Raw genomic sequence first — 12039 nt, 5'->3', positions numbered from 1 at the left:
ATGACAAAGCAAGTATTTTTACCAGATGATATTCCTGCAGAGGGGAAAAAAATTCTCGAAAAAGCAGGGCTTCAAGTTGTTGTTGGAACAGGGCGTGATCCTGAAAAAATGAAGTCAGAAGGCGCACAGGCCAGCGCTGTTTTGATTGGTACTCAAAAGTTTGATGCAGAAATTATGGATGCTATGCCAAATTTGAAAGTGATAGCACGAAATGGTGTGGGTTACGATTCAGTTGACGTAGATGCTGCTACGCAAAGAGGAATTTATGTCGTAAATACGCCTAAAGCTTTGTCAGGATCCGTAGCTGAAACAGCAGTCTCTGAATTATTAGCTATCAGTAAAAATTTGTATCAAAATGCTAAGGCAATTCATGACGATAATTGGCAGTATCGAAAAGCACATCCTGGTCGAGATATCGAGGGTAAAACAGTTGGAATATTGGGATTTGGTCGTATCGGGCAACAAGTTGCTAAGAAATTAAGCGGTTTTGATGTTAAAGTTATTGCGTTCGATCCTTTTGCCAAGTCGACACCAGATGTTGAAATTGTTGATCGTGAAACTATTTTTAAAACAGCTGATTATGTGATGGTTCATTTACCTGCTTTGCCAGAAACACAGCATTCCATTGGTGCAGAAGAATTTAAGCTGATGAAAAACGATGCATTTTTGATTAATATGGCTCGTGGATCTATTCTAGTTGAATCTGAATTAGTCACAGCACTGAAAAATGGTGATATTGCGGGTGCAGCCTTAGATGTTTTTGAAGAAGAACCATTGCCTGTTACTAATCCTTTAGTTGATTTAGATAATGTTTTATTGACGCCACATATTGCTTCAAACACAATTGAAACAAAAGCACGAATGGCTATTGATGCAACTAGTGATATTGTGCGCGTTTTATCTGGGGAGAAACCAGAATCAGCTGTGAATCAGCTAAAGTAAAGTTTTAAGAACGACGCTTCTATAGTCGTTCTTTTTTAGCAAGGTGTATAATATAGCTATTCTAAAGATAACAGGAGAAACCATGACTAAATTTGCACGACTTTATAATAACTTTCAACCTGAACATTACAATATTTATTTAGACATTAATCGTGAAAAAAAGTATTTTAGCGGTCAAACGACTGTAAGAGGATATGCTGCTGTAAAAAATATTGCCTTACATCAAAAAAATTTGAACATTGAATTCGTAGCGATTGATGAAAAAAAGATACCTTTTGAAATTGATGATGAATTAAATTTAGTCAAATTCTCTGTAGAACATAGTGGACAGATAGCTGTTACTGTCCGATATTCAGCTGTACTAACAGATACTATGATGGGAATTTATCCTTCTTACTATGAATTAGATGGCCAAAAAAAACAAATTATTGGGACACAATTTGAGACTAACTTTGCACGGCAAGCCTTTCCATGTGTAGATGAACCAGAGGCAAAGGCAATTTTTGATTTATCCATTAAGTTTGATGAACATCCCCATGAAACGATTTTAGCTAATATGCCCGAATTACGCGTAGAAGAAGGCGTGCATTACTTTGATACAACAGTACGCATGTCGACGTATTTAGTAGCTTTTGCTTTTGGTGATTTGCAAAGTAAACAAACAGTTACTCATAGTGGTGTAAAAATTGGTATTTTTGCTACCAAAGCGCACGCACAGAATGAATTAGATTTTGCTTTGGATATTGCCAAAAGAGCAATTGAATTCTTCGAAGAATTTTATCAAACACCTTATCCTTTGCCACACTCTTGGCAATTAGCATTGCCAGATTTTTCTGCTGGTGCGATGGAAAACTGGGGATTAGTTACCTATCGCGAGGCTTATGTATTACTTGATCCAGAGAACTCGGCACTCGAAACCAAACAGGTTGTTGCTACAGTGATAGCACATGAATTGGCTCATCAGTGGTTTGGTGATTTGGTAACAATGAAGTGGTGGGATGACTTATGGCTGAATGAAAGTTTTGCCAATATGATGGAATATGTTGCAGTAGATGCACTTGAACCTGATTGGCATATTTGGGAAAGTTTTCAGTCGAACGATATTGTTTCGGCACTAAAAAGAGATAGTACGGATGGTGTTCAATCAGTTCATGTCCAAGTTGAACATCCAGCTGAAGTTGATGCTTTATTTGATCCAGCAATTGTTTATGCTAAAGGGGCACGTTTATTAGTCATGGTACGTGCACTCATTGGTGATGATGCGCTACGTCGAGGGCTTAAAAATTATTTTGCACAACATCGTTATGGAAATGCTACTGGAGCGGACCTTTGGCATGCTTTAGGCGAAGCATCCGGGCAAGATGTCATAGAAATTATGGACTCTTGGTTGGAGCAACCAGGTTACCCAGTTGTTAAGGCTTCAGTGGAAGATGGCCAATTAGTACTTTCACAAAGTCAATTTTTTATTGGTGAGCATCAGAAAAATAAGCGTCAATGGCAAATTCCTTTACATACTAATTATGATGAAGTACCAAAGTTATTAGCTGATGAGAAGCTAGTTTTGGAAAATTATGCGCAATTACGAGAAAATGCTGGTGAGCCATTTCAACTTAATGTTGGTAATAATTCACATTTTATCGTTCAGTACGATAAGCAGTTATTAGCTGATATTCTGTCACAAGTGGAAGCTTTAGATTTTATTTCACAGCGACAAATATTGCAAGATTTACATTTATTAGCTGAGGCTAATAAAGTTTCATACGCGGACATTGTACCTTTACTTGGGAAATTTATGGACAGCCCTTCAATTCTTGTAAATACTGTTTTATATGATATTTTGCAAGATTTGAAAAAATTTGTTCAGCCAAATTCTAATGAAGAAAGTGCATTAAAATCGTTTTACGATTTGATTAGTCAAAAACAGGTTCAAAGTTTAGGTTGGTATGGTCAATCTAATGAATCTAACGATGATCAACTTATCAGGCCATATGTTTTATCGGCTGCTTTGTACGCTCAAAATTCCCAAGTTGTTGCCTCTGCTCACAGAATTTTTGAAGAAAACATACTTAATTTACAAGGTATAACTGCCGACATTCGTCAGTTTGTTTTATCCAATGAAGTTGAATATTTTGGAAATTCAGTAATTTTTGAAAGATTATTAAAAAATTATCGTGAGTCTTCAGATGCTAGCTACAAAACTGATTTACGTAATGCCTTAGCTAACGTAAAAGATAGTACGTTAATTACAAAATTAGTTGCTAAATTAAAGGATGCAGATACAATCAAACCACAGGATCTGCGTGGATGGGTTCATAGCTTATTAAAAAACAATGATGCACAACAGTTGGTTTGGGATTGGTTCCGTAAGGAGTGGACATGGTTGGACAAGACTATTGGAGGTGATATGGAGTTTACAATGTATATCACAGTGATTGCCCTTGTTTTCCATACCCCAGAAAGATTGGCTGAATTCAAGGCATTCTTTGAACCTAAATTAAATACTCCTGGATTAACACGTGAGATTGAGATGGATATTAAAGTGATTGCCAGTCGCGTTAATTTGATCGAAACAGAGCAAAATCAACTCAATCAGGCTGTTTTAAAGTTAGTCAAAAACAATAAAAAATGATTAAAAGAGCAAGTGATAACATCGCTTGCTCTTTTTATTAATGATGTTGATGGCAACTCGTTTTCATTGCTAAATCGCTATTGTTTGCGTTAAAATGATGGTGTATTGAAAGCGTTTTCTAACAGAAAGGGGTTCAAAATGTATTATAGTAATGGTAATTATGAAGCGTTTGCAACACCACGTAAGCCTAAAAATGTTGATCAAAAGTCTGCTTATATTGTAGGCTCAGGATTAGCTGGTTTATCTGCTGCCGTTTTTCTCATTCGTGATGGTCATATGAAGGGAGAATCGATTCACATTTTGGAAGAACTACCACTTGCTGGTGGGTCTCTTGATGGCATTGAGAGGCCTAATATTGGCTTTGTGACTCGTGGCGGTCGTGAAATGGAGAATCATTTTGAGTGCTTGTGGGATTTGTATCGTTCCATCCCATCTTTAGAAATTCCAGGCGCTTCTTATCTTGATGAATTTTATTGGCTTGATAAAGATGATCCTAATTCTTCCAATTGCCGGTTGATCTATGATCGTGGTAACCGAGTACCCGACGATGGAGAGTACACGTTGGGAGAGGCTTCCCAAGAAATTATCAAATTAATTATGACGCCTGAATCTAAATTGGGTAATCAGACAATTGAAGAGTATTTCTCAGATGACTTTTTTAAAAGTAATTTTTGGATTTATTGGGCAACAATGTTTGCTTTTGAAAAGTGGCATTCGTTAGCTGAAATGAGACGTTATGCTATGCGTTTTATTCATCATATTGATGGATTACCAGACTTTTCAGCTTTAAAATTTAACAGATATAATCAATATGATTCCATGGTTTTACCGCTAACTAGCTACTTGGCAGACCATGGGGTTGATGTACAGTTTGGTACCACAGTTAATAATATTGTTGTGGATTTTGAGAGTAATAAAAAAGTTGCCAAAACGTTAGAGTTAACGGTAGATGGACAACAAGAAACACGAGAGTTAACTGTTAATGATTTGGTTTTTGTGACTAACGGTTCAATTACTGAAAGTACAACTTATGGTAGTCATTTTGAAGCGGCTCCAATTACAGATGAACCAGGTGGTTCGTGGCATTTGTGGGAAAATCTTGCTGCACAATCAGATGAATTTGGTCATCCAAGTGTTTTTTATCGAAATTTGCCAGCAAAAAGCTGGTTTATTTCGGCCACTGCGACGATTAAGAATGTAGAAATTGATCCTTATATTGAACGCTTGACTAAGCGAGATCTTCATGATGGTAAAATTAATACCGGTGGTATTATTACCATTACTGATTCTAACTGGATGATGAGTTTTGCTGTTCATCGCCAACCTCATTTTAAACAACAACAACCTAATGAAACAACTGTTTGGATTTACGGTTTGTATTCTGATGTTAAAGGTAACTACATCAAGAAAAACATCGTAGACTGTTCAGGTCAAGAAATTACGCAAGAATTCTTATATCATCTAGGCGTGCCTGAGAGTAAAATCAATCAGCTGGCACAGCAGGAGTCCATTAATACGATACCGGTGTATATGCCATTTATTACTAGTTACTTCATGCCTCGTGTGATGGGTGATCGTCCACAAGTGATTCCGCATGGATCCATTAACTTGGCATTTATTGGTAATTTTGCAGAATCCCCTTCACGAGATACGGTTTTTACGACAGAATATTCAGTTCGAACGGCAATGGAAGCGGTTTATAGCTTGCTAGATGTGGAACGTGGTGTGCCAGAGGTCTTTAATTCAATCTACGATATTCGAGAATTATTGCGAGCTATGTATTACATGAACGACAAAAAATCGTTGGACGAGATGGATTTACCAATTCCAAAATTGATTCAAAAAGTTGGTCTAAAAAAAATTAAAGGAACTTGGATGGAAGAGTTATTGCAGGAAGCACATTTATTATAAGTGTTATTTAAAGAATTTGCCTTTAGGCAAGTTCTTTTATTGTATTGAGATAAAAATAATAAACTAGAAAGAAATTTGAATAATTTTTGTGTAAATTAAGATACTAATGTTTTTTTATGTAACCGTTTACATAATGGTTGATATATGTTATTCTTGACTTAGTAACTAGTACGTACAAGTTGGAAGCTTAAAGGAGAATGCTATGTTTGGATTTGGAAAAAAAATAAGCGAAGATGTAAACGTCTATTCACCGGTAACCGGAGAAGTTATACCTTTGGACAAGGTATCTGATCCAGTTTTTGCCCAAAAAATGATGGGTGATGGCTATGCAGTTGAGCCCAAAGCCTCACAAATTGTCGCACCAGTATCAGGAGAAATTACCATGATTCAAGGACATGCAGTTGGGTTAAAGCGTTTTGACGGTTTAGAATTACTCTTGCATATAGGTATTGATACTGTTTCTTTGAGTGGAGAACCATTTAGAACAAAAGTTAAAGTTGGCGACATTGTAGAAGCTGGAGATGAACTGGTTATTGTAGATTGGTCACAAGTTGAGGATGCAAAGCTTGCAAAAACCACCATGGTATTAATTACTAATACAGCAGACAAACTTGAATCGATAACGGTACATTATGGACCAGCAGTAGCAGGTCAGCAACTAGGTAATGCTACAGCGAGGAGAAATTAATTATGGTTAAAGAAAATTATGACGACATGGCTCAAGCTATCATCAAAAATATTGGTGGCAAGGACAACGTCGAAAAGGTGATACATTGTATTACACGATTACGCTTCTATTTACATGATGAAACTAAAGCACACACAGACGAAATGTCTAAGGTACCTGGTGTAGCTGGTGCTGTTTATAATAGTGCTTTAGGACAATATCAAGTAGTGATTGGGCCTGCTGTAGCTGATGTATACGATAAAGTTGTGGATCGATTAGGTTCAAGTGTGGTTGATAACGAAGCAACTAATGCTGCAGTAGAGGCGACAAAGGCCAAAGAACAAAGACCTAAAAATGCGCTTGATTGGTTTAAAAATGCCTTTCAAACGTTGATTGGTACAATCACTGGTTCAATGATTCCAGTGATTGGATTATTAGCAGCCGGTGGTATGTTGAATGGATTTTTGACGTTACTTTCAGATCCAAACTTATTGGGCTTAATTAGTACAAAATCAGATACATTTACGATTATCCAGTCAATGGCTATGGCACCATTTTACTTTTTGCCAGTACTGGTTGGTTTTACCGCTGCGCAACAACTAAAATCTGATCCATTGGTAGTAGCAGCAATTGGTGCCTTACTAGTTAAACCAGAAATGATTGGTCTATCCGCTGTAAAGGCATCAGGCGTTTTGTTAGGTATGCCAATCAATGCCCATTTCTTTGGTTTACCAATTACAATTCCTAACTATGCTTATTCAATTTTCCCAATTATTTTTGCAGCATGGTTAGCACGTCCTATTGGAAATTGGCTAAAAGATCATTTGCCAGTTTCTATTCGATCGATCTTTCAACCACTAATCACTATTTTTATCGTTGGCTCGGTTGTGTTGGTTATTATGGGACCTGCGATTACAATGATTTCATCTGGTATATCTGTTGCCATTAATGCTCTGTTAAACTTTAATTATGCACTATCTGGTTTGATTATTGGTGGTTTGTATCAAGTTTTGGTTATCTTTGGATTGCATTGGATGGTTGTTCCTCTTATCGCCAATGAAATCGCGCAGACAGGCCAGTCACAGCTCAATGCTTTGGTTAACTTTACGATGATTGCACAAGGTGCTGGTGCATTAGCTGTTTTTGCAAAAACAAAAATTGCTAATTTGAAGGGATTAGCTGGTGCTGGTGCGTTGTCAGCTTTTGCTGGAATTACTGAGCCTGCGATGTATGGTATTAACCTGAAGTACGGACGAGTTTTCTGGATGGCTAACTTAGGTGGTGCCACAGGTGGCTTAATTGCTGGACTATTCAATCTTCATATGTATGGTTTTACTGGTTCATTAATAGGCTTTCCATCCTTCGCTTCGCCAAAAGATAATCCTAATAACTTGCTAATTTTCTTGATTGCCTCGGCGGCTACAATTGCGGTTTCATTTATAGCGGTTTATCTATGGGGGTTTAAGGACAGTGATGTAGCAAAAGGCGTAAAACAAGTTGAAAAAAAGAATGTCTTTAAAGATGCAACTTCAAAGTGAGGGGTTTACAATACTATGACAAAATTAGGCAAACACGTTGTTTATCAGGTTTATCCCAAATCGTTTCAAGATAGTAATGGGGATGGTGTTGGTGATTTACCCGGTATTATCGAAAGATTACCTTATTTAGCAGGGTTAGGAGTTACGATGATTTGGCTGAATCCGATCTTTCCATCCCCTCAAAATGACAATGGTTACGATATAAGTGATTACACTGCAATTGATCCATTATTTGGGACAATGTCGGATTTTGAAGAATTGGTCGCTGAAGCAAAAAAGTATCATATGGGTATTATGCTGGATATGGTATTTAATCATACTTCAACAGCGCATGCTTGGTTTCAAAAAGCGTTAGAAGGAGACTCGAAGTATCAGGATTACTATTACTTAAGGCCCTATCTTGAAGATGGTCGAGAACCAACAAATTGGGTATCAAAATTTGGCGGTTCGGCATGGTCAAAGTTTGGAGACACTAACCTAGCCTATCTTCATTTGTATGATCCAACACAAGCTGACTTGAATTGGCATAATCCATCGGTGCGTCATGAACTCTACAATATTTTAAACTTTTGGTTAGCGAAAGGAGTACGTGGTTTCAGATTTGATGTGATTAATGTTATTGGAAAAGCTAAAGTTTTGGTTGATGATGAGACAGATAATGGGGGAAAATACTTATATACAGACACGCCAATTGTGAAAGATTATATTCAGAAGATGAATGCAGCAACATTTGGAAACTATCCAGATGTAATCACTGTTGGTGAGTTGAGCTCTACTACAATTAAAAACACTGCGAATTATACAAACCCTGCTAATAATGCACTAAGTATGGGCTTCAATTTTCATCATTTAAAGGTAGACTATGAGCAAGGTAATAAATGGACAAAAGTTCCTTATGACTTTGAATCACTACGACATATTTGGCATGAATGGAGTCAAGGGTTAATGGCTGAGAAAGGATGGCCAGCGTGGTTCTGGAATAATCATGATCAGCCTCGTGCCATTAATCGATTTGTTAATTCGCCGAAATATTATTGTGTTGGAGCGAAAATGCTAGCCATTCTTGTTCACTTAAATAGGGGAACACCGTATATTTATATGGGTGAAGAAATTGGAATGTTAGATCCTAAGTACCAAAGTATGGCAGACTATGTTGATGTAGAGAGTAAAAATGCCTATCAAATGCTATTGAATCAGGGACTGAAAGAACAAGAGGCTTTTGGTATTGTTCAAACTAAATCGCGTGATAATTCACGTGTACCAATGCAATGGGACAATAAAAAATACGCCGGTTTTTCCACACATCAGCCGTGGCTTAGAAACAGTAATTATAATGTTATTAATGTTGCGCAAGATAAAATTTCTGCAGACAGCTTGTATGCATTTTATCAAAAATTAATTCGATTACGTCAAGTAAATAGCATAATCTCTGATGGTGATTACACGCCAAAGTATGAAACTATACCAGAAATAATAGCCTTTGAACGAAGATTAAAACATAATCGGATTTTGGTTGTCACACATTTTGGCGAAGAACCAGTGCAAATTAACCTTGCAAATGATGCGATTCAAACAGGGCAACTATTAGTGTCTAGTTATTCAGATTTTAAGATATCAAGAGAGATGACCTTGCGGCCGTATGAAAGTTTTGCAATTCAATATTGAATAAAAAAGTGAAATCAATCTTTTAATAGTTGATTTCACTTTTTAAGTTGTTTGTCTTCTAGCAAATTCATCGAATTGAAATTGATCAGGCCGGTGACGTGCAATAGTGTGCTGAAAGTAAGTTGTGTCAGCAAGATATCCTTGGCTTTCTACTTGAATCAGTCGATTTTCTTCTTCAGGTAAACCTACCAGTAATTCACGATCTCGATTGGTGATTAACTGAGCAGTGATGGTTTTTTCAGCGTAAGCAACAGATAGATTTAATGATTTTTCAATATATTCATAAATAGAATGTTGTGCGATATCCTTTGTAAGGTTGGAAATGACATCGGAGCGAATATAGTCTTCATCAATAACGCTGTGAATACCATCAATAATTCGTACACGAACAATATGGAACAAAGGTGTGCCCACAGGAAATAAGGTAATATTTTTTGTACCTGTCGTGACAGTAATTCTCTCAAAAATAGGAACTTCGGTTACTACTTGAAACTTTTGTAATTGTTTCAGTTCATGAAAGCTCGTCAAACCGCTAATGGGAAAATGCCTCAATTGATGAGAGATGACTTGCGAACCTTTACCACGCCTTTTTTGAATTAACCCTTCTTCGTCCAATTTGGCAAGTGCCTTTCGAATAGTATCCCGTGATGTATGAAATTGAGCTACTAATTCATTTTCACTGGGTAAAAATGAATTAGCCGGGTAAACGTTATTACTGATATCATCTTTGACTTGCTGATATATCTTAAAATATAGTGGGATCATGATAGACCTTTATTGGTATGATGTGCATTAGATAGCCATTATTATGATTCTGGATTAGGTGTTGTTAAAGAATTATTACGAATAAAGCTACGAAATTGTTTAAATGTATCGGCAAACAGCTCGTCGGGCTCAATACTGAGCATTTCTTTTGGAAAAAAGAACCGTTGATCGATGGATGCCTTTCCTTTGATAGCTGCGACTAACGTTGAGATATCTGCTAATTCCCGATGTGAGCCATCGGCTAATAAGAAATCGATTTGGGTACGTGGTTTAGCAACATTGGGTTTGTAATCATCGTAAGGTAAATCATATGCTCTATTTTGAGCGGTATAAAAATCAGCATTAAAGCCAGCGTTATTAACAAGTACCTTAAGCTCGTCTAATAAAGGTGCAGTTTCATTTGTAATTTCCATTGATTTCAGAGGGCGACGGCCCATGAACCGTTGTGATAAATCAGATAAAATGGGATCTGGGTGTGATTGCCAGATATTAATATATGTCATAAATACATTGTCATCTAATTTCAAGTAGTCTGATAATGTTAATGCTTTGTTGGTAAATAGAGGAGCTAATAAGGGGCCAACAAAATTATTATCAATTGATTCATTTGTGGCGCTTGAACGATATAATTCTTGTACACGTTGTAACAAATGCTCCAGCAAGACCTCCATACCACGTGATACAGGATGAAAATAAACTTGCCAGTACATTTGATAGCGAGAAACAATGTAATCCTCCACTGCATGCATGCCTGCAATATCAAAGGCAATACCATTTGCAGTTGGTTGCATCGTGCGTAAAATGCGATCAATATCAAACTCACCATATTTTGTCCCAGTGAAATAGGCATCACGCAACAAATAATCCATACGATCCACATCAATTTGGCTAGAAATCAGTTGTACTACTTGAGGATTGTCATAAGTCTTAGCAATGACACTAGCAACTTGGTTTGGGAAATCTGGGGATACTTGAGATAGAACGCTATGAATTTCCGTATTACCCATGATGATTTCCCGTGTCATTGCTTCATGGTCTGTGTGAAATAAATGCTCAAATGTATGTGAAAAGGCGCCATGGCCGATATCATGGAGAAGGGCTGCCACCAGCGTCACTAAGCGCTCTTTCGGGTCCCAAATATCACTATAATAGTGTCCAAAGCGTTCGGTAATACGTCGGGCGAGTTCATAGACGCCGACTGAGTGTCCAAATCTTGAATGTTCAGCACCATGAAATACTGAGCTAGCGATTCCTAATTGCTTAATCCGGCGCAGTCTTTGGAATTCTGGGGTATTGATTAAATCTAAAATAATTGGATCGTCGATATGTATAAAGTTATGAATTGGATCACGTAGTACTTTTTCTTTAATTAATTTTTCTTCTAACATACTAATCCCTTTTGCTGTTTCTTATATTATAATAGATTTTAGATTAAAATAGGGGTGAATTATGGCAATTTTAGAACAAAATGATGTTGAAATTCATTTAAAAACGAAAATTCGTCAAGAAAATGAAATTGAAAGGTTTGATTTTCAAACAACAGGGAAACTATTCTTAAAAAATAATGCACTTTATTTGAGATATACGGAAGTTATTGAAGACCAAAAGACACAAATTATGTTCAAATTTAGCGACGGCCAAATTCGTATGAATCGGTCAGGTGATATTATTACAAAATTTTCTTTTGTTAAATCAGAACGTATTCCCGCACTTTATCAAACACCAACAGGGCAAATGCAGTTAGAAACATTGACTACTTTGTTAGCAACAGATTTTGATTTGAAAAAATTATACGGTGAAGTAGCTATTGATTATATATTGTATGCAAATCAACAAGTGATTGGGCAGTATGAAGTTAGGTTGCAATTCACACCCGAATCTAGTATGATAGATTAGTTAGAAACCCCGCGAAAGGACGTAAA

At 36.8% G+C, this 12039-nt stretch carries 9 protein-coding genes; 7 read left to right on the top strand and 2 right to left on the bottom strand.

Annotated features, from left to right (window positions below; all coding sequences use genetic code 11):
* From ESZ47_RS04575 to ESZ47_RS04550, 6 genes are all read left to right on the top strand, one after another.
* The gene (locus ESZ47_RS04575) at positions 1 to 942 is read left to right on the top strand and encodes a phosphoglycerate dehydrogenase (RefSeq protein WP_148605163.1); all 942 of its coding nucleotides are present in this window, start codon (positions 1 to 3) and stop codon (positions 940 to 942) included.
* An 82-nt stretch (positions 943 to 1024) separates the two neighbouring features.
* The gene (locus ESZ47_RS04570) at positions 1025 to 3571 is read left to right on the top strand and encodes a M1 family metallopeptidase (RefSeq protein ID WP_148605161.1); all 2547 of its coding nucleotides are present in this window, start codon (positions 1025 to 1027) and stop codon (positions 3569 to 3571) included.
* Positions 3572 to 3709: 138 nt separating this feature from the next.
* On the top strand, positions 3710 to 5482 hold the full coding sequence (locus tag ESZ47_RS04565) for an oleate hydratase (protein WP_148605159.1): 1773 nt from the start codon (positions 3710 to 3712) through the stop codon (positions 5480 to 5482).
* A 202-nt stretch (positions 5483 to 5684) separates the two neighbouring features.
* Entirely contained in the window at positions 5685 to 6170 is a 486-nt protein-coding gene (locus ESZ47_RS04560; protein ID WP_148605158.1) for a PTS sugar transporter subunit IIA, read from the top strand.
* A 2-nt stretch (positions 6171 to 6172) separates the two neighbouring features.
* Complete coding sequence (locus ESZ47_RS04555) at positions 6173 to 7687, top strand: PTS transporter subunit EIIC (protein WP_148605156.1); 1515 nt, start codon at positions 6173 to 6175, stop codon at positions 7685 to 7687.
* Between the two features lie 15 nt (positions 7688 to 7702).
* On the top strand, positions 7703 to 9352 hold the full coding sequence (locus ESZ47_RS04550) for an alpha,alpha-phosphotrehalase (protein ID WP_148605155.1): 1650 nt from the start codon (positions 7703 to 7705) through the stop codon (positions 9350 to 9352).
* A gap of 42 nt (positions 9353 to 9394) precedes the next feature.
* On the opposite strand, the gene treR is transcribed toward ESZ47_RS04550, so the two are convergent.
* Together treR and ESZ47_RS04540 are read right to left on the bottom strand one after the other, a co-directional pair.
* Positions 9395 to 10117 (bottom strand): trehalose operon repressor, encoded by a 723-nt coding sequence (treR, locus tag ESZ47_RS04545; protein ID WP_148605153.1) that lies wholly within the window; start codon positions 10115 to 10117, stop codon positions 9395 to 9397.
* A 41-nt stretch (positions 10118 to 10158) separates the two neighbouring features.
* A complete protein-coding gene (locus tag ESZ47_RS04540) occupies positions 10159 to 11505 on the bottom strand; it encodes an HD domain-containing protein (protein WP_148605151.1) in 1347 nt (448 codons plus the stop codon).
* Positions 11506 to 11566: 61 nt separating this feature from the next.
* Here ESZ47_RS04540 and ESZ47_RS04535 point away from each other — a divergent pair, with 61 nt between their 5' ends.
* Positions 11567 to 12013: a YwiB family protein gene (locus ESZ47_RS04535; protein WP_148605150.1), complete on the top strand. Its 447-nt coding sequence runs from the start codon at positions 11567 to 11569 to the stop codon at positions 12011 to 12013.
* Positions 12014 to 12039 lie beyond the last annotated feature (26 nt).

Source organism: Leuconostoc litchii (assembly GCF_008107645.1).
GTDB classification, from domain to species: Bacteria; Bacillota; Bacilli; order Lactobacillales; family Lactobacillaceae; genus Leuconostoc; species Leuconostoc litchii.
Note: the sequence above shows the minus strand (reverse complement) of the source record. Positions and strands in the feature narration are given on the sequence as shown.